This is a genomic window from Achromobacter sp. NPDC008082 (assembly GCF_042957345.1).
Lineage (GTDB): Bacteria > Pseudomonadota > Gammaproteobacteria > Burkholderiales > Burkholderiaceae_B > Achromobacter > Achromobacter kerstersii_A.
In genome coordinates, this window is sequence record NZ_JBIBIB010000001.1 from 1142492 (window position 1) to 1167637 (window position 25146).

The 25146-nt window shown below is 64.9% G+C and carries 24 protein-coding genes; 14 read left to right on the forward strand and 10 right to left on the reverse strand.

Features of this window, described 5'->3' with window-relative positions:
- Positions 1-71: 71 nt before the first annotated feature.
- Entirely contained in the window at positions 72-1115 is a 1044-nt protein-coding gene (gene cyoA / locus ACFZAI_RS05020) for a ubiquinol oxidase subunit II (protein ID WP_391565878.1), read from the reverse strand.
- A 132-nt stretch (positions 1116-1247) separates the two neighbouring features.
- Here cyoA and ACFZAI_RS05025 point away from each other — a divergent pair, with 132 nt between their 5' ends.
- Positions 1248-2582, forward strand: a complete 1335-nt coding sequence (locus tag ACFZAI_RS05025; protein ID WP_391565879.1) for an MFS transporter — start codon at positions 1248-1250, stop codon at positions 2580-2582.
- Between the two features lie 111 nt (positions 2583-2693).
- Here ACFZAI_RS05025 and ACFZAI_RS05030 read toward each other — a convergent pair whose 3' ends face one another.
- The 3 genes from ACFZAI_RS05030 to ACFZAI_RS05040 form a co-directional block, all read right to left on the reverse strand.
- The gene (locus tag ACFZAI_RS05030) at positions 2694-3737 is read right to left on the reverse strand and encodes a histone deacetylase family protein (RefSeq protein WP_391565880.1); all 1044 of its coding nucleotides are present in this window, start codon (positions 3735-3737) and stop codon (positions 2694-2696) included.
- 92 nt (positions 3738-3829) lie between these two features.
- Positions 3830-4432, reverse strand: a complete 603-nt coding sequence (locus tag ACFZAI_RS05035; RefSeq protein WP_391565881.1) for a YdcF family protein — start codon at positions 4430-4432, stop codon at positions 3830-3832.
- Positions 4433-4456: 24 nt separating this feature from the next.
- On the reverse strand, positions 4457-5743 hold the full coding sequence (locus tag ACFZAI_RS05040; protein WP_391565883.1) for an SH3 domain-containing protein: 1287 nt from the start codon (positions 5741-5743) through the stop codon (positions 4457-4459).
- 165 nt (positions 5744-5908) lie between these two features.
- Here ACFZAI_RS05040 and ACFZAI_RS05045 point away from each other — a divergent pair, with 165 nt between their 5' ends.
- Positions 5909-6310, forward strand: a complete 402-nt coding sequence (locus tag ACFZAI_RS05045; RefSeq protein ID WP_391565884.1) for a hypothetical protein — start codon at positions 5909-5911, stop codon at positions 6308-6310.
- Here the strand turns inward: ACFZAI_RS05045 and ACFZAI_RS05050 are convergent, their stop codons facing one another.
- From ACFZAI_RS05050 to ACFZAI_RS05060, 3 genes are all read right to left on the reverse strand, one after another.
- Positions 6311-6919: a hypothetical protein gene (locus tag ACFZAI_RS05050; protein WP_391565885.1), complete on the reverse strand. Its 609-nt coding sequence runs from the start codon at positions 6917-6919 to the stop codon at positions 6311-6313.
- A gap of 51 nt (positions 6920-6970) precedes the next feature.
- Positions 6971-7372 (reverse strand): hypothetical protein, encoded by a 402-nt coding sequence (locus tag ACFZAI_RS05055; RefSeq protein ID WP_391565886.1) that lies wholly within the window; start codon positions 7370-7372, stop codon positions 6971-6973.
- 83 nt (positions 7373-7455) lie between these two features.
- The gene (locus ACFZAI_RS05060; RefSeq protein ID WP_391566268.1) at positions 7456-8349 is read right to left on the reverse strand and encodes a LysR family transcriptional regulator; all 894 of its coding nucleotides are present in this window, start codon (positions 8347-8349) and stop codon (positions 7456-7458) included.
- A gap of 106 nt (positions 8350-8455) precedes the next feature.
- Here ACFZAI_RS05060 and ACFZAI_RS05065 point away from each other — a divergent pair, with 106 nt between their 5' ends.
- Both ACFZAI_RS05065 and tam read left to right on the forward strand, forming a co-directional pair.
- Positions 8456-9442 carry a TerC family protein gene (locus tag ACFZAI_RS05065; RefSeq protein ID WP_175170124.1) on the forward strand — a complete coding sequence of 329 codons (987 nt, stop codon included), beginning with the start codon at positions 8456-8458 and terminating at the stop codon, positions 9440-9442.
- Positions 9443-9610: 168 nt separating this feature from the next.
- On the forward strand, positions 9611-10390 hold the full coding sequence (tam, locus tag ACFZAI_RS05070; RefSeq protein ID WP_391565887.1) for a trans-aconitate 2-methyltransferase: 780 nt from the start codon (positions 9611-9613) through the stop codon (positions 10388-10390).
- A 127-nt stretch (positions 10391-10517) separates the two neighbouring features.
- Here tam and ACFZAI_RS05075 read toward each other — a convergent pair whose 3' ends face one another.
- Positions 10518-11321, reverse strand: coding sequence for an AraC family transcriptional regulator (locus ACFZAI_RS05075; protein ID WP_391566269.1), 804 nt, complete (start codon positions 11319-11321; stop codon positions 10518-10520).
- A gap of 227 nt (positions 11322-11548) precedes the next feature.
- Between ACFZAI_RS05075 and ACFZAI_RS05080 the strand changes: the two genes are divergently transcribed.
- Positions 11549-12679 carry an MFS transporter gene (locus ACFZAI_RS05080; protein ID WP_391566270.1) on the forward strand — a complete coding sequence of 377 codons (1131 nt, stop codon included), beginning with the start codon at positions 11549-11551 and terminating at the stop codon, positions 12677-12679.
- Positions 12680-12691: 12 nt separating this feature from the next.
- On the opposite strand, the gene ACFZAI_RS05085 is transcribed toward ACFZAI_RS05080, so the two are convergent.
- Complete coding sequence (locus ACFZAI_RS05085) at positions 12692-13024, reverse strand: protealysin inhibitor emfourin (protein WP_391565888.1); 333 nt, start codon at positions 13022-13024, stop codon at positions 12692-12694.
- Positions 13021-14085 (reverse strand): M4 family metallopeptidase, encoded by a 1065-nt coding sequence (locus ACFZAI_RS05090; RefSeq protein WP_391565889.1) that lies wholly within the window; start codon positions 14083-14085, stop codon positions 13021-13023. The genes ACFZAI_RS05085 and ACFZAI_RS05090 overlap by 4 nt, the downstream gene beginning before the upstream one ends.
- Before the next feature lie 174 nt (positions 14086-14259).
- Between ACFZAI_RS05090 and ACFZAI_RS05095 the strand changes: the two genes are divergently transcribed.
- The 9 genes from ACFZAI_RS05095 (at position 14260) to ACFZAI_RS05135 (ending at position 25121) form a co-directional block, all read left to right on the forward strand.
- Positions 14260-14895: a DUF4375 domain-containing protein gene (locus tag ACFZAI_RS05095; RefSeq protein ID WP_391565890.1), complete on the forward strand. Its 636-nt coding sequence runs from the start codon at positions 14260-14262 to the stop codon at positions 14893-14895.
- A 260-nt stretch (positions 14896-15155) separates the two neighbouring features.
- Complete coding sequence (locus tag ACFZAI_RS05100) at positions 15156-16037, forward strand: SPFH domain-containing protein (protein ID WP_391566271.1); 882 nt, start codon at positions 15156-15158, stop codon at positions 16035-16037.
- A 263-nt stretch (positions 16038-16300) separates the two neighbouring features.
- Positions 16301-16543, forward strand: a complete 243-nt coding sequence (locus tag ACFZAI_RS05105; RefSeq protein WP_054422718.1) for a hypothetical protein — start codon at positions 16301-16303, stop codon at positions 16541-16543.
- Between the two features lie 93 nt (positions 16544-16636).
- Entirely contained in the window at positions 16637-17140 is a 504-nt protein-coding gene (locus tag ACFZAI_RS05110) for an RNA polymerase sigma factor (protein WP_391565891.1), read from the forward strand.
- Positions 17137-18213 carry a FecR family protein gene (locus ACFZAI_RS05115; RefSeq protein ID WP_391565892.1) on the forward strand — a complete coding sequence of 359 codons (1077 nt, stop codon included), beginning with the start codon at positions 17137-17139 and terminating at the stop codon, positions 18211-18213. The genes ACFZAI_RS05110 and ACFZAI_RS05115 overlap by 4 nt, the downstream gene beginning before the upstream one ends.
- 152 nt (positions 18214-18365) lie before the next feature.
- A complete protein-coding gene (gene fhuE / locus ACFZAI_RS05120; RefSeq protein ID WP_391566272.1) occupies positions 18366-20750 on the forward strand; it encodes a ferric-rhodotorulic acid/ferric-coprogen receptor FhuE in 2385 nt (794 codons plus the stop codon).
- Between the two features lie 160 nt (positions 20751-20910).
- A complete protein-coding gene (locus ACFZAI_RS05125) occupies positions 20911-21420 on the forward strand; it encodes a sigma-70 family RNA polymerase sigma factor (RefSeq protein ID WP_391565893.1) in 510 nt (169 codons plus the stop codon).
- Positions 21417-22436 carry a FecR domain-containing protein gene (locus ACFZAI_RS05130; protein WP_391565894.1) on the forward strand — a complete coding sequence of 340 codons (1020 nt, stop codon included), beginning with the start codon at positions 21417-21419 and terminating at the stop codon, positions 22434-22436. The genes ACFZAI_RS05125 and ACFZAI_RS05130 overlap by 4 nt, the downstream gene beginning before the upstream one ends.
- Before the next feature lie 141 nt (positions 22437-22577).
- Positions 22578-25121 carry a TonB-dependent siderophore receptor gene (locus ACFZAI_RS05135; RefSeq protein ID WP_391565895.1) on the forward strand — a complete coding sequence of 848 codons (2544 nt, stop codon included), beginning with the start codon at positions 22578-22580 and terminating at the stop codon, positions 25119-25121.
- The last annotated feature ends 25 nt before the right edge of the window (positions 25122-25146 follow it).

The window sequence follows — 25146 nt, forward strand, 5'->3', positions numbered from 1 at the left end:
CGATTCCAGCGTAAAGACCACAATGTCATGTTGCCCCTGCGTCATCCCGAGCGGACGGCCGACGCGCGGCGCTACAACACCAAACCCTCGGTAGAGGTGCACATGGCGCCGACGTACTTGCGCGGCGGCGTACCGGTCAAGCCCAGACGCTCGCGCGTTTCCGGGTCTAGCGTGGTGATGTTGAGTGCGCCCGGAATGCCCATGCCGCCTTGCGAATCAATGGCCATCGCGTCTTTCATGCACATGCGGTTGCCTTCGACGCAGCGGTTCACGATGGCGTCGAACAGGCCGGGCGCAACGGAGGCGTAGCGCTGGACCGGGTTGCGTTCGCTGGGCTGTTCAAGCTTCAGGTAGACGTCGCGGCTGAGCGCGGCGCTGGACGCGCGGGCGTCGGCCACCCACTTGTCAAAGCCCTGCTGGTCCAGCCCGTGGAATTTGAAGCGCATGCCCGAGAAGCCCGAGCCGCTGTAGTTGGCGGACAGGCCTTCGTATTCACCGGGGTGGTTGATCACCGCGTGCAGCGTGGTCTGCATGCCGGGCATGGCGTAGATCTGGCCAGCCAGCGCGGGCACGAAGAATGAATTCATCACGGTCGACGACGTGATCTTGAACTGGATGGGGCGGTCAACCGGCGCGGCCAATTCGTTCACGGTGGCTACCCCTTGCTCGGGGTACAGGAACAGCCATTTCCAATCCAGCGCCACCACTTCCACCACCAGCGGCTTCGTGCCGGCAGGCACCTCGCGGCCTTCAGACAAACGGGCAAGCGGGCGGTAGGGATCAAGCTGATGGGTGCTGACCCAGGTCAGCGCGCCCAACGCGATGATGATCAGCAGCGGGGCGGCCCAGATCAGAAGCTCCAGCATCGTGGAGTGGTTCCATTCCGGATCGTAGTGAGCCTCTTTGTTGCTGGCCCGATAGCGCCATGCAAACAGAAAGGTCAGGAAGATCACCGGCACGATGATCAACAACATCAAGCCGGTTGAAATGATGATCAGATTCCGCTGCTGAAGCGCCACATCGCCCGATGGCGACAGCAGCACCGCATTGCATCCTGCCAGCAAGGGCAGAGCGGCAATCAGGATCAATCCGCGGAACCTGGTGATGGACAACATGGCCATACCTCGAAACGTAACCGTGGGAGGTAAACGCAACACTACGCTGGAAGCCGCGAAAAATCTAGGGTAAAAAGAACAAAAGTCTGCAAGGCAGTGGCGTATTTCGGACCTCCTATAGTGAGCAAACCCATGTCGACCACCACGCAGTATCCCGGTCATGCCCCCTCCGTTCCCGGCCCGGGGGCGACGGCCGGCGGGGCCAGCCACGCCAAGGTGGCCCCCGGTGAAATCGCCGTCGGCGTGGTCGTCGGACGAGCCTCTGAATACTTCGACTTTTTCGTATTCGGCATCGCTTGCGTGCTGGTTTTTCCGAAGGTGTTCTTTCCCTTCGAAGCCCCGCTGGAAGGCACGCTCTGGGCCTTCGTCATCTTCTCTTTTGCATTCATCATGCGGCCCATCGGCACGGCGTTGTCGATGGCGATCCAGCGGCGTTGGGGCCGCGCCACAAAGCTGACTGTCGCGTTGTTCGTGCTTGGCACGGCGACCGTCGGCATGGCGTTTCTGCCCAGCTACGAATCCATCGGCGTGCACGCCATTACATTGTTGGCAGTTTTCCGTTGTTTGCAGGGCTTGGCGTTTGGCGGGTCGTGGGACGGCCTGCCGTCGTTGCTGGCGCTGAACGCGCCGCCCAACCGGCGCGGCTGGTATTCCATGATGGGGCAGTTGGGCGCGCCGGTCGGCTTCCTGGTGGCCAGCGCCTTGTTCCTGTACCTGCACGTCACGCTGACACAGGCCGACTTCCTGGAATGGGGCTGGCGCTATCCGTTCTTCGTCGCCTTCGCCATCAACGTGGTGGCGCTGTTCGCGCGGCTGCGCCTGGTGGTCACCGAGGAATACACGCAGCTGCTCGAAGAGGGCGAACTCGAACCCATCAGCATTGCCGAGATGGTGCGTTCACAAGGCTACAACCTGTTCATCGGCGCGTTCGCCGCGCTGGCGAGCTACGCGCTGTTCCACCTGGTGACGGTGTTTCCGTTGTCGTGGATTGCCATCAGCGCCACGCAGCAAATCACCGATGTGCTCATCGTGCAGATCTTTGGCGCGATGCTGGGCATCGTAGGCACGGTGGCCTCGGGCTGGCTGGCCGACCGCATCGGCCGGCGCACCACGCTGGGTTTGCTGGCCGTCCTGATCGGCATCTTCGCGCTGTTCACGCCATGGCTGTTGGGCGGCGGGCCGGCGGCGCAAGACGCTTTCATTCTGGTGGGCTTCACGCTGCTGGGCTTGTCATATGGACAAGCCTCCGGCACCGTCACCGCCAACTTCACGCGGCGTTTCCGTTACACGGGCGCGGCGTTGACGTCCGACATGGCCTGGCTGATCGGCGCGGCCTTTGCGCCGGTGGTGGCGCTGGGCTTGTCGGCACGCTTCGGGCTGGTGGCCGTCAGCATCTACCTGCTGTCCGGCACCGCCTGCACCCTGATTGCGTTGCGCATCAACAAAGTGCTGGAAACGCGGGACTGAGCGTTTCCAGCCGTGGCTTGACGGCCGTTGGCTTGACAGCGGTGGCTTGACAGCAGTGGCTTGACAGCCGTTGGCGGATGCCTGTGACACGTAGCGATAGCGGTGGCCGCGTCAGCCGCCGTAGCCTTCCAGCACGTTCGCCACATTGATGCCCACATCCGCCACGGCATAGCCGCCTTCCATCGTGAACACCGTGGGCAGGCCCAGGCTGGCCAGCGCGCGGCCGACTTCCAGATAATCCACGCTTTTCAGCTTGAACTTGGATATCGGGTCGCCTTCGTACGTGTCCACGCCCAGCGCGATGACGACGGCGTCGGCCTTGAAGGCCTGGATGGCGGCCAAGCCTTGTTGCAGCGCTTGCGTCCACGTGGCGAAATCGGCGCCGGCGGGCAGCGGCAGGTTCAAGTTCGCGCCCAGACCCGCGCCTTCGCCGTGTTCGTCGGCGTAGCCCAGGAAGAACGGATATTCGGTGGTGGGGTCGCCATGGATCGACACCGTCAACACGTCGCCGCGCTCGTAGAAAATGCTTTGCGTGCCGTTGCCGTGGTGATAGTCGACATCAAGAATCGCCACGCGCGCAGCGCCCGCATCGCGCAGCGCTTGCGCGGCCAGCGCGGCGTTGTTCAGGAAGCAGTAGCCGCCGAAGAAGTCCGCGCCGGCGTGGTGGCCCGGCGGACGCGTCAGCGCCATGGCCGCGCGCGGGCCGCCTGCGGTGATGACGGCGCGCGCCGCATCAATCGCGCAGGCCGCGCCAGCGGTTGCGGCTTCCCACGTGCCGGCCGTTAACGGGCAGCCGCTATCAAACGAAAACAGGCCGACGCGCGCGGCGAAGTTGGTGGGTTCGATGTCGTGACGAAAGCCGCGCACGGGCCAGACGGACGGCAGGATATCGATGTCTGCGTTCGCCGGGTCCAGCGCCACCCAGTCTTGCCAGGCGCTGGCCAGAAAATCCACATAGCGCGGCGTGTGCACGCGCTTGATCACATCCATGTCCGGGGCCGACGGCGCGCGCAGCTCGCCGATGCCGCGCTGACGCAACGCGTCGAGCACATACTCCAGACGCGCCGGCGTTTCGTGGCAAGGCACCAGCTTGCCGCGGAACATTTCCTGGCGGCCAGCATGTTTGTCATGGACGGGGTTGTGAAAGATCTGCACGGCGTCGGGTCCTTGATGGGGTAGGCAATAAGGCGGGTGGCGATGAGGCGGGTGGCAATCAGGCGGGTGGCAATGAAGGGTATCGCGCGTCACTATAGCGGCCGCAAGCCGTACCACGCTACGGCGGGCAGCTCGCGAAACGTGGAATACAGGTCGCGCCATTCAAAAAATTTCGGATAGCCGCCGCTGACGTCTTGCACGCCATGCCGGCGCAACGCCAGTACGGTGCGCGGCACATGGAAATACTGCGTGACGGCCAGCGCGCTGACGTAGCCGTGTTCGCGCATATAGGCGCTGGCGTGGCGGGCGGTGGACCAGGAATCCACGCCCGCGCTGTCGGTCACGATGCGATCTGCCGGCACGCCGCGCGCCAGCAGATAGTCGCGCATCACAGCGGCTTCGTCGGCGCCAGCCGGGTCCACGCCGCCGCTGACGAACAGGATGCGGCATTGCAAGGCGGCAAAGCAGTCATACGCCCGGTCAAGGCGCGCGGCCAAGCGCGGCGAGGGCTGGCCGCTGGGCAGCACGGTGTTGCCCAAGACGATAGCCACGTCGGCGGGCCGGGCGCGGGTGAGCAGGCCGGTTGCGGCCAAGGCGATGGCGGCCAGCAGCACGGCAAGCGCCAGCAGCGCGATCAGCCGGCCGGCCAGATGCCGGGCGGGATGGGCATGCGGGGAATGAGAAAGCGGTGGCATGGGGGACGCAGCAGGGGCCAGCGCTTATTGCGGCGCAGGCGGCCGCTTCGGCAACGGATAGTCGAACGTGATGTCATTCGAAACGATCGGCTGGGCAAGATTGCCGGGGTCGGTCAGCACGGCCGCCGCGCGGTACTTGCCAGGCGCAAGCGCAGGCAGGAACGGGACGTTGCTGTAGCCGTTGTCGTTAACCAGATAGGCCGGCTTGCCGTCTTCGCCTGCGGCCCAGACGACAGGGTCGCGGGCAAAGCCCAGCGGGTTGGCCGGGTGCAGGGTGTCGCCTTGGCGTTGATATAGCGGGTGCACGATACGGTCACCCTGCGCATTGGTCAGCAGCAGCCAGATGCGCGGCGCGTTAAGCGGCACGGGCGTGTCACCGTTGTTGGCCACGCTTACCCTGAACAGGCCGCCGTCTTCGCCGTTCCAGTCGGCCAGCGTGTCGGCAAGATCCAGTTCCAGGCCGCCTTGGGCGGATGGCGCGGCAAGCTGATGCTTGTCCACGCGCAGGTCGCCATAGCGCACCCATTTCAGTACCTCGCCCGCCGTCTTGCTGGCGTAGCGCACTTGCAGCCAGTCGCGCGGACGGATGGCCACAACATCCAGGTGTTCGCCTTCGGCGGCCGTCATGGCGGGCCGGGCGTTCACGTCGGGGGCGTCGTACAAGTCCAGCTTGCTGACCGGCACGGCGCCGCCTTCCAACGGCGAGCCTTCGCCTTCGATCTCGATGCTTGCGGTGGACCCGTCTTCATTAAAGCGGTAGGTGAGTTCGGCGGCTTCGCTCTCCAGGCCGAACAGCGCTTGCGTGGTCCACGATGTGGCGTGCACCGTGCCGTCGGGACGCAGCACGTATTCCTCGGAGCCATAGCTGGCGGCGCCATAGCGGCACGCGACGCGGATCACCGCCTGCTTGTCGTCGATGACGGGGTTCACGAAGCCCCGGCACGGACTCGTCTTGTCGGGATGCGCAATTTCCTGCAAGGCGCCGCTGTCGGGCCGATACAGGAACAGCCGGGAATAGATTTGCGTGCTGCCGCCGCTTTGCCCCAGCACCAGGTCGCGATAGCCGTCGTGGTTGATGTCCACCGACGCCATCTGATCGACATCTTCGTCGTCGAAGTTGCCCAACGATTGTTCGGGGCCATTGCCGATGCGCACGGTGGCGCGTTGCGCGTCGCCGCCGCTGATCTTCACCACCGCCGACAGGCCGGGCGCGATGGGGTAGGGGAATTCGCGCGGGGCGGCCTGCGCGTGCGTGGCCTGGCTTGCTGCGCCCAGCGCGGCCAGAGCGGCCGCAAGCAAAATCCGTTTCACCTGCTTCCCCCACACTTCGAATTGAGTCGGGCAATATACCGCAGCCGATTGCGGGAAAACGAGTAGTGCCTGGATGAGGGCGGCCCGGCAACCTGAGTAGAATTGATCGTTGGCTGTTGTCCACGCTTATCGAATTTGCGCCGAGCCATTGCGCGTCAGTCCGCCATGAACCTTCCCTTTCCGATTCGCCAAGAATGTCCGCCGGGCGCCTGTATGTGCGACCGCGACCGTCTGCTGGCCGATCCGGCAGCAGACGTGCGCATCCTTCGGCTGACGAAGGAAGAGGAAAAACGCTTGGTCGCGCGGCTGGAAAACATCCGCAGCCTGGAAGACCTGCGCGCCATGCAGGGCCGTATCCAGGCGCAGCTGGGCATCGTGATTGTGATTACGCCCAGCGACAACGAGGTGCGCACGTCGCGCGGGATTTCAATTCAGCTGGAAGAGGCGCCCGGCCTGTGCCGCAAGACGCGCACCGCGCTGCCCGCCGCCATTCGGCGCGGCTTCGATAACACCCCGGAAATTGTCTACGCGCTGCTGAACGAGCGCGACCTGCTGAGCGGTACTTGATCAGGACTGTTTGCCCGGTTCCCGGCACGGCGCAAGCGGCGTGACAGCGGTGGGTGTGCGGCCTGCTTCGGGCCGGGTCGCCACCTTCTTGCCCCCGCGCACGGGGTAGCTGAGCAAGACCGCAGCCCCGGTTTCCAGCTTGGGCGATGTGGCCGAACCATACGCCACCGTCCAGCCGCGCACCGCCAGCGGCGCCAGCGTGTATTGCAGGGTCGTGCCGTGCGACACGTGCGCGACCTTGCCGGCGAACAGTTCCTGCTGCGGGGTTTCCGTGCCGTCGACGACGGCGTAGGTGACGATGCGGTCCAGCGCGGCCGATTCATCGTGCCGCGCCAGGATGGCGGTTTTGTATTTGCCGCGGGGAATGTCCGTCAGGTTGACGGTCAGGGTGTCGGTCGCCTGGCCTGCTGGGTCCAGGCGGACACCGGTGATGTCGACGCGGGCAAGCGTCGTCTCGCCTGTATTGCGCACCCGCACGCTGTACTGCCCCGATGTGCCCGTGACGGTGCAGACTTCCACGCCGGAAGGGCTGGGAGAAGCCTGTGCAGGCCCTGCGGATAGCAGGGCCGCCAGAGACAAGGTCAGGGCAGGGGCAGTTCGGGTCAGCACGGCACGCTCCTCTTGGGAGGCAGCGTGCCGGGTGGCGCGTTGCCTGCGCTATTACACCACTTGGCGGGATTGGGCCGCGGCGGCCTGCTCGCGCTTGCCGTTCAGCCAGTTCAGGATCAGCGCCAGCACCAGCAGGCCCGCGATGACAAAGCCCCAGACAATCCAGCCCAGCACCGAGATCAGCGTGCCCAGGCCGCCCGCAAACGGCAGGATCTGGTTCAGGCTTTGCGCGGCCCACACCAGAGCGCCTTGTAAACCTTGCAGCCAGGCCGGGTCGAACCAGCCTGCGGCCCACGCGGGCGCGACCCATTGAGACGTGTCCAGCGCAGCGCCCGGCACCTGCGCCGTGGAAAGGGTGGACAGGACCCAGTTGGTCAGTTGCAGCGTCAGCGCCACCAGCCCGGTCCATAGTGCGGCGAGCACGGCGAAAGCGAGCCAGATGAATTTTTTCATTGCAGTGGTACTCCGAGATTCAAAAGAGGGTCCACGATAAAGCGGATTCTATTTCCGAAAAACCAGAGCCTGTGTGACAAACATTAAGAAAAAACCGAAGTCTTCGCGTGAGCGAGGATGGTTTGGACCAAGGGATGGTGCTGGCCGCGGCGGTTGCGGATGGCGTGAATCTCTTCGTGCACGTCGTCGCACCGGGCCAGCGGACGCAAACCGCGCAGCAGGCCGATATCGTCGCCGCCCAGCCGGCTAAGCGGGAAAACGCCCAGCCCGCGCGCGGCAAATACCGACATCAGCGCGCTGTCTTCGAATTCTCCCACCACATTGGGCAGCACGCCGCGTTCGTTGAACCAGCGGTCCAGCGTCTGGCGCAGCACCGAGTGCCCGGTGGGCAACAACACGGGCAGGCGCTCCAGGCAGCGCGGGAAGTCCTGCGTGTCGGACTTGCGCACGAGCTTTGCCGGGCCGTACCAATCAACGGGGGACGATACGAGCCGGTCGCTCGTCAGGCGCAGGTTGGGGTTGGCTGGCGCGCCCTGGCCCGCCAGCACCAAGTCCAGGTGGTGCTGGGCCAACTCGCCCAGCAGTTCTTCCACTTCGCCTTCATGGCAGGTCAGGCGCAGGTCGGGCGTGTTAAGCACAGGCCCCAGCAGCGCGTGCGCGGCCAGCTTGGATATGCCGTCCGACAAGCCCACCGACAGCCGGATGACCGGTTTCGTGGCCGCCGCGCGCACTTCCTGCGGCAGCGTGTGGCCGATCTGAAATATTTCTTCGGCGCGCGCAAAGGCCGCCTTGCCGGCATCCGTCAGCGCCACCCCCCGGCCCGCTGGCTTGAGCAGTTGATGGCCCAGGTTTTTTTCCAGTTCACGCACTTGCGCGCTGATGGTCTGGATGGCCATGTCCAGGCGTTCTGCGGCCCGGGAAAAGCCGCCTTCCTTGGCGACCATCCAGAAGTAATACAGGTGTCGGTAGTTCAGCATGATGGGGCTCACTTCGGTTTTTCCGAACCTTAACTCACTTTCAGGCTGATTTCTCGGTTAGGCCAGTACCGGGATCATGGGCACCTTCGAACACAGCGGGGCATTCATGGACACTTTGATCACCTTCTTCATGGCCGATTTTCTGGGGACACCGACCTGGAGTTGGCTGCTATTCATCGGCATCGTCGTGAGCTTGCTGGTCTTTGACCTGGGCGTGCTGCACAAGGAAGACCGCGAAATCGGCGTGCGCGAAAGCCTGCTGCTGTCCGCCGGTTACATCAGCGCCGCGCTGCTGTTCGGCGCGTGGGTCTGGTGGCAGTTGGGCGCCACCAGCGGCATGGCGTACTACACCGGCTTCATGATTGAAAAATCGCTGTCGATGGACAACGTTTTCGTGATTGCGCTGATCTTCAGCTTCTTCGCGATTCCGCGCCAGTACCAGCATCGCGTGTTGTTCTGGGGCATCCTGGGCGTGATCGTGCTGCGCGCCATCATGATTGGTTTGGGCGCTGCGCTGGTTAGCAACTTCGGCTGGCTGCTGTATCTGTTTGGCGCGTTCCTGGTGTTCACGGGCATCAAGATGTGGATGATTGCCGACCAAACGCCGGATATCGCCACCAACCCGATCCTGAAGTTCCTGAAGCGCCATATGCGTGTGACGGAAGGCCTGCGCGGTAACGCGTTCGTGGTGACCGAGACCGACCCGGCCACGTCGAAGAAGGTGCGTTTCGCGACGCCGCTGCTGCTGGCCCTGGTGCTGATCGAGTTTGTGGACCTGGTGTTTGCGGTGGACTCCGTGCCGGCCATCTTCGCCATCACGACCGACCCGTTCATCGTCTATACCAGCAACATCTTCGCCATCCTGGGTTTGCGTGCGCTGTACTTTGCCCTGGCTGCCATGATTCACCGCTTCCATTACCTGAAGTACGCCCTGGCGCTGGTCCTGGTGTTCATCGGTACGAAGATCTTCCTGGTTGGCTTCATCGGCAAGGTGCCTGCGGTGATCTCGTTGGGCGTGACGTTCAGCCTGATCCTGGGCGGGGTGTTGTTCTCGCTGTGGAAAACCCGCTCGGCGGAACTGAAAACCCAGTAATCCTGCTTGAACTTGCACCCGAAACCCGCCGGCTTGGCCCCGGCGGGTTTTTTCTTTCTGCGTAAGACATATTTTTCAGATATGAATAAGCGCGTATTTCTATATTTGTAATATGGATAAGCCAGGCGTAGAGTTCAGCCGTACATCGTCGTTCGGTAAGGAGCCGTCATGAGCAACAACAGTTGGTCCGCCAAGCAGTACTCCGCTTTTGAAAACGAACGCACCCGGCCGGTGCGCGATCTGGTGGCGGCCGTGCCGAATGACGCGGTCAAGGTTGCCGTGGACCTGGGGTGTGGCCCGGGCAATTCCACTGAAGTGCTGGCCAGCCGCTACCCGGACGCGACAGTCACGGGCATGGATAGCTCGGAAGACATGGTCCAGGCTGCGCGCAAGCGGCTGCCGGCGCTGGCGTTCGAGCTGGCCGATATCGCCACCTGGAATCCGCCGCAACAGTACGACGTGATTCTGGCGAACGCCGCGCTGCAATGGGTGCCTGACCACGCCACGCTGTATCCCCGGCTGATCAGCAAGCTGGCGCCGGGCGGCATCCTGGCCGTGCAAACGCCCGACAACATGGAAGAGCCTGCGCATCGCCTTGCGCGCCAGGTGGCGAGTGAAGCGCCGTGGGCCGCGAAAACGAGCGGCGTGAAACACCCGCCGCGCCACAGCGCCGCGTGGTACTACGAGCTGCTGAAGCCGCATTGCGGCGTGCTGGACGTGTGGCGCACGACCTATCACCACCCGCTGGCGGGCGCGGCGGCGGTCGTTGAATGGTTCAAAGGCACCGCGTTGCGGCCCTACCTGGACACGCTGGACGCCGCCGAGCAGGCCAGCTTTCTGGCGCGCTATCAGGCGCTGATCGCCGAGGCCTATCCTGCGTTGGCCGACGGCACCGTGCTGCTGCCGTTCCCGCGCCTGTTCATCGTGGCGGGGCCGAAGCAGGCATAAGCGGCTGTCACGGTCAACGCGCGCCTGTCCCGGTCAACGCACGGCTGTCCCGACCAACGCACGGCTGTCCCAATTACCGCACGGCTGTCCCGATCAACGCACGGCTGTCCCAATCACCGCGCGGCTGTCACGGGGCAGCCGGCCCTTCGGACTTGTCCGCGAAGTATCGCGCGGGTGTCTTGCCCAGCATCTTCTTGAACATCGTGATGAAGGCGCTGACCGATTCATAGCCCAGGTCATCGGCGGTGCGCTGCACCGACACGCCTGCCGACAAGCGCTGCAAGGCCAGGATCAGGTGCAGCTGCTGGCGCCAGCGTCCGAAGCTCATGCCGACTTCCTGCTGCACCAGACGCGCCAGCGTGCGTTCGCTCATCGCGACGCGCTTGCCCCATTGCGCCACCGTGCTGCGGTCGGCGGGGTCAGCGTTCAACGCGCTGGCGATTTCGCGCAGGCGGGGGTGGTCGGATAGCGGCAGATGCAGATGTTCGGCGGGCATGCGGCGCAATTGTTCGATCAGCACGTCGGCCAGCTGTCGGTTGGCGGGCGCTTCAATGTCGGCTTCAGACAGCGCGGACAAGTGCACGATCAGCTCGCGCACCAGCGGCGTAATCGTCAGCGTGCAGCAGTGGTCCGGCAGGCCGGCCACATCGGCCGGCACAAACAGAAAGCACACGCTGGCATTGGCGGTGACGCGATTGCTGTGCGGCATGCCGCCTGGAATCCACACCCCACATTGCGGCGGCACCATCCACAAGCCTTGCGGCACCGAGCATGTCACCCCGCCGCGCAGCGCCAGCACCAGCTGGCCCATGTTGTGGTGATGCGTGGGGGATTCATTGTCCCGATCCGCCGCGTTCACCGGCATGGCGAAAGTGCGCTGCGTGATGGAGTCGGGGTCGAAAGGGGTCAACGGGATGGGGTTCGGGCGCATGGGGAGCCGCGCGTAGTGCGCCACGCTCAGGGTTGGCAGAATTTGAGGATAGTTTGTCATTGTCTCGAAATTCGGTAAAGGCGCGCGTGGTTAAGCTCTGCGGCATGACTCGAAATCCCTCTGCTTCCAATCCGTCTGCTTCCCGTCCCTCTGCTTCCCGTCCCTCAGCGGCGTTGGGTTCCGGCAGCCGCCTGGTGTGGCTCCTCTTGGGCATTCTTTGCATCGCCATGGCGTTGCGCGCGCCAGTGACAGGCGTGGCGCCGCTGATCAGCATGATCCGCGAACAGCTGGGCCTGTCTTCCACCGCGGCCGGCATGCTGATCACCTTGCCGCTGTTGGCGTTTGCGGTGGTCTCGCTGTTTGCGGCGGGGCTTGCACGCCGCTTCGGGCTGGAACGCACCTTGTTCGGCGCGCTGCTGCTGATCGCCGCCGGCATCGTCGTGCGCATCCAGGGCGCGGCGTGGGGCTTGTATGCGGGCACGGCGATCATCGGTTCGGGCATCGCCATTGGCAACGTGTTGCTGCCCAGCCTGGTCAAGCGCGATTTTCCGCAACGCGTGGCGGGCATGACGTCGGCCTATGTGTTGACGATGGGCATCGCGGCGGGCGTGGCGTCGGCCATCGCAATTCCGCTGGCCAATTTGTCGGCGGACGGCTGGCGCTTTTCAACGCTGTGCTTGCTGGTGGTGCCGGTGGTGAGCATGCTGCTGTGGCTGCCGCAATTGGCGCAGCACACGGCGCCTGCGTCCACCACCGCGCACGCGCCGCACGGCGGCCGGCTGTGGCATTCGCCGCTGGCGTGGCAGGTGACGTTGTACCTGGGCATCAACTCGTTCGTGTTCTATGTGGGCGTGAGCTGGCTGCCCGCCATCTTGCACGACGCGGGCTATTCGGCGGAACGCGCGGGGTCGCTGCATGGGCTGCTGCAATTGATGTCGGCGGGTCCGGCGCTGTTCATGGCGCCTGTCGTGCGCCGCATGAAGGATCAGCGCGGGGCGGCGTTCTGCTCGGCCGCGGCGTCAGCCCTTGCTTTCGCGGGCTTGATCATGGCGCCCGGCTGGGCCACGTTGTGGATTGTGTTGATGGGCTTGGGCACGGGCGGCGGCATCATTCTGGGTTTGGCGTTCGTAGGCCTGCGCGCCAGCCATGCGCAACAGGCGGCCGCGTTATCGGGCATGGCGCAATGCGTCGGCTATCTGTTCGCCGCCACCGGCCCCGCGCTGGTAGGGGCCATGCATGATCGCCTGGGGGGTTGGGGCGTGGCGCTGGGCGTGTGCGCCGCCTTGTGCATGGCGATGGCCATCATCGGCCTGTACGCGGGCCGCGCGATTCAGATCGGCGGGTTCCGCGCGCATTGATGCGGGGGGTGATTACGGCCCCGGCGCGGCATGCGCCTTCCACAACTGCACCAGCGTGTCGGGCGCATCGGCTTCAGGCACGTCGAAACTGATGGCCGTGCCTTCGTCGCGGTCCATTACGATTTCGATGTGAAAGTAGCGCTGGTCGCCGCCTGCCTGCCCGCATTCAGGCACCGCCAACGGGGCCGCGCGTTGCAGCACATCGCACACTTCCTGGCGCACAGTGGGCGGGCAGGTCGCCAGGTTGATGCTGCGCGGCTGCGTCAGGCCAGGCAGATACGCCACGCCGCCTTCGCGCGTCAGCCGCACCAGCAGCGCAAGGTCCAGGGAAGGCAGTTCGATCATGTCAGCACTCCTACGGCGGCCCAGGCTTCTTTGACCGCGCGCTGCACGGCGGCATCAAAGCGCTCCGTGGCCACGGTGACGGTAAGCGCGGCGAAGGTCTTGAAGTCGGCGTCGTGGCGCAGCCGCTTGTCGCACAAGGTGTCGTACCAGACACGCCCCGCGCTTTTCCACGCGGGGCCGTCCAGCGTTGTCGCGGCCAGGAAAAATGCGCGGTTCGGAATGCCGGAATTGATGTGGACGCCGCCGTTGTCGCGGGGCGTGTCGACGTAGTCGCGCATGTGCGCCGGCTGCGGGTCTTTGCCGATCACCGGGTCGTCGTACGCGCTGCCGGGTTCCGACATTGAGCGCAGCGCGCGGGCGCTGATCTTTTCGGTGAAGAGTCCTGCGCCGACCAGCCAGTCGGCCTGGCGCGCCGATTGCCCCAGGGCATATTGCTTGACCAGCGCGCCAAAGACATCGCACAGCGATTCGTTCAGCGCGCCAGACTGGCCTTGGTAGAGCAAGGCGGCTTCGGCGTCGATGACGCCGTGCGTGAGTTCGTGGCCGATGATGTCCACCGCAACGGTGAAGCGGTTGAACACTTCACCGTCGCCATCGCCAAACACCATCTGCGCGCCGTTCCAGAACGCGTTGTCGTAGTCATCGCCGTAATGCACGGTGCCCACCAGCGGCAGGCCGTGGCCGTCGATGGAATGGCGTTTGTAGATATCCCAGAACAGTTTGTAGGTAGCGCCCAGATGCGCATAGGCTTCGTCCACCGCAACGTCGCCGCTGGCAGGGCGGCCTTCGGCGCGGATCAGTGTGCCGGGCAGCGTCGTGCTGTTGTGGGCATCGTGAACGGCGCGCTGCGGCGTGCCGGGGGGCGAGGGCGGGGCGGCGGGGGCGAGCGTTGCGCGTGGCGGCTGCGCGCCCATTTCGCGCAAGCCGCGCTGCTGCTGGTCAATGATCAAGGTCTTGACGGCGGGCATGCTGACACGTGCGTCGGTATGCTGCGCCAGGCGGTCCAGCACATACGGGGGGATCACGCCGATCAAGGGGGTGGACTCGGAAGGACGTGGCATTCGGGTCTCCGTCTTTCTGCGCCGGCGCAATGCCGGCGGGGCGAAACTTGACGGTAGCAGATCAAAGAAGGGCGATGACGTAACAGTCTGCGGCCTGATGCGAGCAAAGCGTGCGCCTCGACAGGGTGACGGCCTTCCGGTACTTTCCATGGCTTTTCCATGCCGGCCCTTCCCATGCAAACACCCGATTACCGCATTCAATCCATCACGCTGACGCCCACGCATCTGCAATTGAGGCTGGCTGATGGGCAGACCTTGTCAGAGCCCATCAAGCGCCATATCCGGCTTGATAAGGCAACGCCCGCCGAACGCGAGCAATGGCAGCTGGTGGATGACGGCCATGGCGTGGTGTGGCCCGCGCTGTGGGAACCATCACCTCAGGGCATGGTGAATGTGCACGACATCCTGTGGGATCAGCGCTACGAAAAAGCGATGGCCGCGTTGCAGGCGGCCGACTGGAAGCTCGACCGCCTGCCCTTGATTGAGCAAGAGCTGGTGGCGCTGTGGCGCATGGAAGCCGATATCAACAATGGCGGCTTCATGCAGTTCCTGTGCAATTGGGGCGACCCGACGTGCCAGTTGGCGTTGCAGGCGTTAAAGAAGATCGGCGCCACGCATATGCTGGCCGTGCTGTCGCGCATGCGCGGGTTGATCGACCGCTTTGAAGCATCGCCCGAGGTCATTGAATTGAACGATATCTACGGCGCCATGACCGAGGCGGAGCAAGAGGAAATGGAAACGCTGGACCACGCGTTTTGGGACTATCCCGACGCCTTGTCACGGCTGGGATTGCGGCACTACGGGGCCTGAAAACAGGGGTTTTTGCATGCCTCGCAACGTTCGGAAAAGTCTGGCAACAATGGTGGCGTTTTGAATGCGGATTCCGCGCCGATCACGGGATAGAATCCGGTGCTTCTTTCCCGGGGGGGACTCGCGATGCGTTATTTCCTGATCTTGGTGGGGGCGGCCGTGGTCGCCTATTTGCTCGCTCGTGGCATCGCGGCCGTGTTCTCGGACCGTAAACGTACAAAATCAGACAGGGACTCAAAGTGAAGCCGACAGACATTCAGATGGTCAAGACGATCGGCGCGGTCAAACCGCGCAATGTGAAGGTCGCCATTGTGGCCGTGATTCTGTTTTTCCTGATCTTGTTCATGGCGTTCGGCTCGTGGTTTCAGGTAGACCAGGGCGAGCGCGGCGTGGTGCTGCGCAATGGCAAGCTTGTGCGCGTGTCGGACCCGGGCCTGGATTTCAAGACGCCCTTCATCGACGACGTGCGCACGGTGTCGGTGCGCGACCACACCTTCGTGTTCGAAAAGCTTGAAGCCTATAGCTATGACCAACAGCCCGCGCATCTGCGCGTGTCGGTCACGTACCGCGTGCCGCCGGAACATGTGGCCGAGCTCTATTCGGAATACGGCACGATCGACAATCTGCAAATGCGCGTGCTGGAACGCAAAACGCCCGACGCCGTGAAGAACGTGTTCGGCCAATACACCGCCGTGCGCGCCATTCAGGAACGCCAGAAGCTGGGCCTGGATGTGAACAGCGCGGTGCTCAAGGCCATGGACGGCGCGCCCGTGCAAGTGGTGGGCGTGCAGATCGAAGAAGTGGGTTTCTCGCAAGCCTATGAGCATTCGATTGAACAGCGCATGCTGGCCCAGGTGCAGATTGAAACCACGCGCCAGCAAAAGGAAACGGCGATGATCACCGCCGAGATCCAAGTGGTGAAGGCGAAGGCCGAAGCCGATGCGCGCCGCCAGCAATTCACGGCCGAAGCCGATGGCATCCGCATGCGCGGTGAAGCCGAAGCCGCGTCCATTCGCGCCAAGGCCGAGGCGCTGGCCGCCAACACCAACCTGGTGAGCCTGAACGCCGTGGAGAAGTGGGACGGCGTGCTGCCGTCCACGCAAGTGCCGGGCGCCGCGCTGCCGTTCATCGGCATCAAGTAAGCCCACCCCTCGCAGACGGGACGGTGTCCCGTCTTGCCGCATCCCTATCCGCCTTCCGTGGCTTTCCCGCTGCTTTTGCGTGGCTTTCCCGCGCGGAATCGCGCCCTGCGCGATCACCCTAGGGATTTCCCTCTGTCAAGAATCGCAAAGGGGGAGCAAGGTGAATGCACAAGCAGACGGAGCACGCTTTACGATCAAGCAGCGCCGGACCAAATCGCGGGGCTGGCGCGCTTGCCAATAAGCTTCAGCATAGGGAGACATGGATGTCTCAGTTGGATTGGACGTCTGGCGATACCGCGCCAGATCGGCAGGGCTACTACGAAACACGCTTCGATACGGGACGCACGGCCATCACGCTCTACAGCGTGCTGGGCTGGATGCCGGTGAAGACGCCCGGCAACATGGTGGGATGGCGGCCATTGCCGCCCGCGGCCGAGAGGGAAGAGGCCGAACGCCATATCCAGGAACTGCGCGCGGCGCAAAGCCATATCCCCATGGATTACTAGCCGGACACGCCGGCGTTGAAAAACAGCAGTTGCGATAATGAGAATTATTTGTAAAATTCGCAACCCTGTCCTTTCGCGCTTTCCGTCCGGAACATGTCCCGCTCTTCCTCGCCTCGCAGTGGCTGGCTCGCCTATTACGACGAGCTGGTGGGCGTTTGGAGCCGCCGCACGGGCAACCGGCACGACGCCGAAGACGCGGCGCATGACGCCGTCGAACGCCTGCTGAAAGCGGACGCCAGCGTGGCGCTTAAGGCGCGCGGCTACTTGTTCCAGGCAGCCGGACATCGCTTGATCGACCGCTGGCGGCGTCAGGACCGCGCCGAACATGTGCCGCTGGACGAGCTGAGCGACGCCGATCAATTGATCGTGGATGACCCCGATGCGCCGGTGCGCGCGGCCCGGCTGGCCGACGACCTGGCCCGCGTCCTGGCAGAATTGCCCCCCAAGTGCCGCCAGGCTTTTGTGCTGAACCGCATTGAAGGCTGGACGCAGGCCGAAGTGGCGGCGCATATGAGCCTGTCCAAAAATATGATCGAGCGCTACGTCATGCGCGCCATTGAACATGTGCGCGACCGGCTGCGTGACTACACTCCATGACGATGTCTTCCTTCAACGACCGCGATGATCCGCGCGACCCGGCCACCGCCGCGTGGTGGTTTGCGCGCTGGCACTCGGGCGAACTGACGCGCCGCGACCGGCGCGCGTTTGCCCGGTGGCGTCGCGGCCATCCCGAGCGCGCGCGTGAGTTCGACCGCATGCAGCAACTGGGGGCGGCGGCTGCCGGCCTGCCGCGCGAACAGGTCGAATCTTTGTTGGGCGGGCCGGTGCCGGCGCGGCCAGGGTTGGGGCCGGGTCTGCAATCCACGGCGCGCGAGAAATCGAGCGAAGGCGGCAGGCGTAGCCCGCGTCAGTTCGCCCTGCGCGCCGCGTTCGCCTGTGCGGGCGTGGCCGCCATGGCGTTAGGCGTGTGGTGGAGCCTGCCGGTGGAAACGCCCACGTTCACCGCCGCGATCAGCACCGAGCGGGGCGAGCGCCGCCAGCTGACCTTGCCCGATGGCTCCGTGCTGGACATCAACGGCGGCACGCAGGCGCGGGTCCTGCTGTACGCCGCCCGCCGCGACGTGGTGCTGGACAGCGGCGAGATCAACTTCACCGTCAGCCCCGATGCCGCGCGCCCCTTCATCGTGGATGCCGGCAGCGGCGTGGTGCGGGTGACGGGCACGGTATTCGACGTGCGCCGCGATGCGAATCACGTGGCGGTGCTGGTGGAGTCTGGCACCGTGCAGGTGTCGGGCGGACATTGGTGGAACCTGGGCCACGCGGTGTTGCGCGCGGGGCATGGCATCCGCGTGCCGGGCAGCGGCGCCATCGGCGTGCCCGCGCCCGCCGACGTGCAAACCGCCACCGCCTGGCGTGAGGGCCGCGTGGTGTTCAAGAACGCTCCGCTGTCGGACGTGGTGACCGAGATGAACCGCTATCTGGCCACGCCGCTGCGCCTGGCCGATGACAAGGCCGGCCGCTTGCGGGTGTCGGCATCCTTTACGCTGGACCGCCCCGAGGCGCTGGTGGACGCCTTGCCGTCGATTGCGCCGGTGCGCGTGACGCCGCAGCCTGGCGGCCCCATCGACATCCAGCGGCGTCAGGACGATCCCGGCGCTGTTACAAAATAAATGTAAATGAGATTCAGGTTTATCTGCATTTGAGACGTTCTACGAAGGAAGGCCCTGGCGCCGTATGTGATTGATTAGCCCGCGCCGCTCCCAACGTCGAACCCAAACAGCAGGTAGTTGTGACTCTCTCAGCAGACAAGACCCCCCGGGCGATGACCCGCCACGCCAGCGCAGCCCCGCGCTTCATGCTTTCTTCGTTTGCGCTGGCGCTGGCCTGCGCCTTGAGCGCGGCGCCCGATGCGGCCCGTGCGCAAGGCGCTGCCGTGTCGATCAACATCGGCGCGCAGCCGCTGGGCGATGCGCTGATGCAATGGGCGGCGCAGACGAAGGTGCGCGTGTTCTATGCGCCCGATGTGGTGGCGGGCTTGAGCACGCGCGGCCTGCGCGGCAGCCTGGCCCCCGAGGAAGCCTTGCGCGGCCTGCTGCAAGGCACGGGCGTGGCGTACCGCTGGCAGGGCGACAGCATCATCTTGACGCGCGACGGCGGCGTCACCAGCCTGGCGCCCGTGACGGTGCTGGGCAATTCCGATCCGTCGGTGACCGAAGGCACGGGCTCGTACACCACGCCCGCAACGTCCGCCGCCACCGGCCTGACGCTGTCGCTGCGCGAAACGCCGCAGTCCGTCAGCGTGGTGACGCGCCAGCGCATCGAAGACCAGAACCTGCGTTCGCTGGACGAAGTGATGGGCAACGTGGTGGGCGTGCAGGTGGTCAGCGAAGACTCGGACCGCACTGACTTCTGGTCGCGCGGCTTCTATATCGACAGCCTGCAATACGACGGCGTGCCCACCACCATCGGCCTGTCGATGTATGGCGAGTCAGATAACGATTCCTTCATCTATGACCGCATCGAAGTCGTGCGCGGCGCAACGGGCCTGATGACCGGCGCAGGCAACCCCGGCGCGTCGATCAACCTGGTGCGCAAGCACGCCAACAGCAAGACCTTCACGGGATCGGTCAGCGCGGGCTTTGGCTCGTGGAACCAGTACCGCGGCACGGTCGATATGTCGACGCCGTTAAACGAGGAAGGCACGGTGCGCGCGCGCATGGTGGCGCTGTATCAGGGCCGCGATTCCTACATCGACCTGTATCACGCCAACAAGAAAGTGTTCTACGGCGTGATTGATGCCGACCTCACCCCGAACACGCGCTTGAGCGTGGGCGCGGATTACCAAGACAAGCGCCCGCGCGGCTCCACCTGGGGCAGTTTGCCTGTGGTGTTCAGCGACGGCACGCAAACGGACTGGCGCCGGTCAAAGACCACGGCGGCGGACTGGACCTATTGGCACACGACGAACCAGACCATGTTCGCCACGCTGTCGCACCGCTTTGAGAACGACTGGGAAGTGAAGGCCGACTGGTCGCAACGCAAGAGCAAATACGACGCCAAGCTGTTGTACCTGTACGGCGCGCTGGACCGCGAAACCGGCACGGGCCTGCGCGCGCTGCCGGGCTACTGGAATTCCTACGCGCAGCAGACGTCGCTGGATCTTCAGGTGAAGGGCCCGTTCAATCTGCTGGGCCGTAAGCACGAAGTGGTGGTGGGCGCGATGCGCAGCCGCTACGGCGAAGACTTCTACCGCTACGGTTTCGATAGCGCCACGCTGGCCAGTACCGGCAACTTCTATCAATGGGACGGCTCGTTCGCGCAGCCCACCTGGACGGCTTCTACGCTGCGCGACACGATCACGCATCAAACGGGCACCTATGGCGCGGTGCGCTGGTCGCTGACCGATAACCTGACAGCGATCACGGGCGGCCGGTACGCCACGTGGAAGTCCAAGTCGGACACGCGCGACCAGAAAGACTCGCAGTTCATTCCCTATGCGGGCGTGGTCTACGACATCAACGACACATACTCCACCTACGTCAGCTACACCGACATCTTCCAGCCGCAAGACAATCGCGACCGCAACGGTTCGTACCTGGACCCGGTGCAAGGCAAGAACTATGAAATCGGCGTAAAGGGCGAGTACCTGGACGGCAGGTTGAACACGTCCATCGCGCTGTTCAAGGTCAAGCAAAGCAAGGTCGCGGTGCTGGATGGCGATGCGTTGGTGCCCGGCTCGTTCGAACAGGCCTACACCACCGCCGATGGCGTCACGACCAAGGGCGTCGAGCTGGAAGTCAGCGGGCAACTGGCGCCGGGCTGGAACGCCTACGCGGGCGGCACGTACTACACCAGCCGCGATGCCGACGGCGTGTCGGTCAACCCCGAGCGCCCGCGCGCCATGGCCAAGCTGTTCACAACCTACCGCTTGCCGGGCGACTGGAACAAGCTGACCGTGGGCGGCGGCGTGAACTGGCAGATCTCGACGTATAGCGAAGTCAGCGCGGGCGCCGGCACCGTCACCGCCAAGCAAAAGGCCTACGCCATCTACAACCTGATGGCGCGCTATGACTTCAGCTCGACCTTGTCCGCGCAGGTGAACCTGAACAACCTGTTTGACAAGAAGTACTACCTGGGCGGCGTGGCCAACCAGGTCTACTACGGCGAACCCCGCAGCGTGTTCGTGAACCTGACCGCGAAGTTCTAAGCGGGGCGGGGCGCGCAGGCGTGATCCGGGGTGCCGGATGACGCCTGCGGGAAGACAGACTCGCAATGCCGCCCTTGAAAACAGTTCGAAGATATTTATAATTGCGAATCATTTTCATTTTGTTTGTATATCTGGCGGCGACGCCGGGGGCGCACCCGCCATGTCTTCCTCTTCCTACGCCCCGCACGCCGAGGTGCAAACCGTCTATCAGGCGCATCACCAGTGGCTGCGCGGCATGCTGCAACGTAAGCTGGGCAATGCGTCCGATGCGGCGGATGTGGCGCACGACACGTTTGAACGGCTGATCCGCGCCAATGTGCGTGAACCGCTTGCCGAACCGCGCGCTTATCTGCGCACCATCGCCACCCGCTTGTTGATCGGCCGCGCCCGCCGCGCCGCGCTGGAAACGGCGTATGCGGAATCGCTCGCCCTGCAACCGGTGGCGGTGGAGCCTTCCGTTGAAGCGCGCGCCTTGATCCTGGAAGCGCTGGAGCAAGTCTGCGAATTGCTCGACAGCCTGCCCATGACCAGCCGCCGCATCTTCCTGATGGCGCAGGTGGATGGCTTGTCTTATGCCGAGATCGGCCAGCAGCTAGGCCTGACCCCCAACGCGGTGCAGAAGTCGCTGGCGCGTGCGCTGGTGCATTGCTACACGGCGGTGTACGGGTGAGCCACGGCGTGATGGAAGGCGCCAAGCTGCTACGGCCCCACGCGCCGGAAGCCGGGCGGATAGATCCCAAGATTGTGCGTCAGGCCGCCGACTGGTGGGCGCGCTTGCGTGAAGGCGCAAGCGACGAGGACCGGGCCAGCTTCGAACGCTGGCGGCATGCGCAGCCGGCGCACGAGCTGGCCTGGTTGCGGCTGGTGGCGTTGACGCGCGATGTGGAGGCGGGCGTGGCCGAAGCGGGCCAAGACGTCGCGGGCCGCACCTTGCGGCAGGCGCCGCTGATCCAGTCGCGCCGCAACGCCATCCGCTGGATGGTGTCGGCGGCAGGTCTTGGGCTGGGCGCCTGGGCGGTGGGCGAACGCGGCGCCATCCGCCGCCTGTCGGCCGACCTGCGCACCGGCACGGGCGAACGCCGGGCGGTGACGCTGCCAGACGGCACCCGGCTGGAACTGAACACCGCCAGCGCCGTCGACCTGCGCTACACCGCCCGCCAGCGCGAAGTGGTGCTGCGCGAAGGTGAAATACTCGTCACCACCGCGCAAGACCGGCAGGGCCGGCCCTTCACGGTGCGTACGCGCAGCGGCATCCTGACGCCGGTCGGCACGCGCTTTGTGGTGCGCGACCTGGACGACGGCCGCGCGCTGCGCGTGGCCGTGCTGCAAGGTGCGGTGGATGTGTGCGGGCTGGACCCGGCTGACGCGCCCCGGCGGGTGCATGCTGGCGAGCAGGCCGACTACTCGGCAGCGGGCGGCTTTGCGTCGCAAGCCTTGGAGCCCGCCACGTCCGCGTGGACCTCCGGCATGTTGATCGCCAATGAAATGCCGCTGGCGGCATTCCTGCAAGAACTCTCGCGCTATCGCCCGGGCCGCTTGAGCTGTTCGGACGAGGCGGGGGCGTTGCGTGTGGTGGGCGCGTTCCCATTGGCGGACAGCGACAAGGTGCTGGCCATGCTGCAAGACGTGCTGCCCGTGCGCGTGCGCCACATCACCCGCTATTGGGTGCGCGTGGGCCTGGCCTGAGCCGGTGGCCTGGCCCGTTAGCCATGAATGTGTAACCGAAACGGCGGAACTCTCGATCTCGCGCTTCATGTAAGGAAAGCAGCCCGGATGCCTTCCCACGCCCGAGCCTGCGCCCCTCCTTCTTGAGCCAGGAATCCCTTGATGTCTACCCGCCCTGTACGCGCGGCGTCGCTTGCCCGCCTGCCTGCATCGCCTGTCCCTGTGTTGCCTGCCCGTTCATTGCCTGCCCAGCCGTTGCCTATCCGTTCTTTGTCTGCCCGCCTGTTGCCGCGCACCCGCTTGAGCATTGCGCTGCATCTGGCCTTGCCCGCCGTCGTGCTGGCCGCGCCGTGGCCGTCCGCCGTGCACGCGCAGGCAGCCGGGGCGCTTCGGCAATCGGTGACCTTTGACATTCCAGCCGGGCCGCTCAGCGCGGCGCTGGGCGCGTTCGGCGTGCAGGCGGGCGTCATGGTGGCGTCCGACCCGGCGTTGACGGCCAGCGCCCGCACCGAGGGCGTGTCTGGCACGTATGCGGTGGATGCGGCGCTTGAACGCTTGCTGGCTGGCACCGGCCTGCAAGCCGTGGCGCGGTCCGATGGCGGCTATCGCTTGCGGCCGGCGCCCACGCCGGGGCAGGCGGCCACGCTGGCGCCGGTGACGGTGACGGGCAGCTACAACCCCACCACTGACGGCACGGGTTCGTACACGACGCCCGCCGTCACCATTGGCAAGAGCACGCAGGCGCTGAAGGACATTCCGCAATCCATCACCGTGTTGACGCGCCAACGCATGGACGACCAGCTCATGACGAGCCTGCCGGACGCCGTGAACAACACGGCCGGCATGGTCGGCGTGCAGGGCGTGGGGCCGGGGGTCGCGATCAATGCGCGCGGCTTCCCGGTGGACCTGCTGCAATACGACGGCGTGGCCTTGCTGCGCAACAGCTACAGCCTGGGCAACTGGGAGCAGGACTCGCTGGTGTTCTATGACCGTGTGGAAATCCTGCGCGGCGCGGCTGGCCTGCTGCAAGGCGCAGGCAGCCCTGGCGGCGCGATCAACCTGGTGCGCAAGCGCGGCGGCGCGGAACCGTCGGTGGTGCTGTCAGGCAAGGCCGGTTCGTGGGACCACTACGGATTGACGCTGGATGCGGGCGGCCCGCTGAACGCGGCGGGCACCCTGCGCGGCCGCGTGGTGGTGGACGAAGACCAGAGCCATTCCTTCATCGACTACGTGTGGGACAAGACGCGCAACCTGTACGCCGCCCTGGACTTCGACGTCACCGAAGACACGACGGTGGGCATCGGCATCAGCAACCGGTTCAGCCGTTCGCGTCCGATGCTGGTGGGCTATCCGCGCTATGCGGATGGCGGCGACATCGACTTGCCGCGCTCCACGTTCACCGGCTCCACCTGGAACCGCGCGAAGAACGATCAGACCATCTTCAACGCCGACGTCACGCACCGCTTCAATGACGCGTGGCGCTTCAAGCTGGCGGGCGTGGCCATGAACGAGAAGAACACGACGGTGCACCAGCGCGTGGCCGGCGCAGTGGAGCCTGACGGCAGCGGCTTGTCGTACGGCAATTTCGGGGTGGACTTCAATAGCAAGCAGCGCGGCCTGGACATGTCGGTGAACGGCAACTTCACCGCGCTGGGCATGCAGCAGGAGGTGGTGCTGGGCGCGAACTATTCGAAGCTGACCACGAACGACCGCTTCACGCGGGCGTGGGAAGACGGCGGCAACATCTTCGACCTGGATCACCATCGCCCCTGGCAGGACATCGACACCATCGCCGCGGCCAGCGGCTATGACTCGCGCAGCGCGTACGACATCCGCCAGAAAGGCATCTACGGCACGTGGCGCGTCAAGCCCACCGAGTCCCTGGCGCTGATCGCGGGCGGCCGCGTCGGCTGGTTCGACTATTCCTACACCGGCGGCGGCAGCGCCACCACGTCCAGCACATCGGGCAAGGTCATTCCTTACGCCGGCATCGTGTATGCGTTGAGCGACAACTGGTCCGCCTACACCAGCTACACCACCGTGTTCGAACCGCAGACTGAACGCAGCCTGGACGGCGGCCTGCTCAAGCCCATCGAAGGCAATAACTACGAAGTCGGCATCAAGGGTGAGCTGGCCGACGGCCGCATCAACACGATGCTGGCGCTGTTCCGCTACGACCATAAGAACCGCGCGGTCAATGATTACGCCGCCGGCTTTGCGTGCGACGGCTGGTACTGCTCGCGCGCATCGGGCAAGGTGCGCAGCCAGGGCGTGGAAGCCGAGGTGTCGGGTGAAGTGGTCAAGGGCCTGGAGCTATACGCGGGCTACACCTACAACACCACCAAGTATCTGAGCGACCCCGACAACCAGGGCAAGGTCTTCAACACCTGGACGCCCAAGCACATGTTGCGCCTGTGGGCCAACTACAAGCTGCCGGGCATGATGAACCGCCTGAGCGTGGGCGCGGGCGTCAACACGCAGACCGACACGATCAGCTCGGACCGCGAGTTCAAGCTGGCGGGCTTCACGATCTGGAATGCGCGCGTGGGCTATCAGGCCACGCCGGAATTGAGCATCGGGCTGAACGTCAACAACGTGTTCGACAAGAAGTACTACGTGCCGTCCTACAACACGTTAAGCAGCAACAACTACTACGGCCAGCCGCGCAACTTCATGCTGACGTTCCGCTACGCGCCGAAGCTGTAAACGCGGTGGCCGCGGCGCGAGGGGC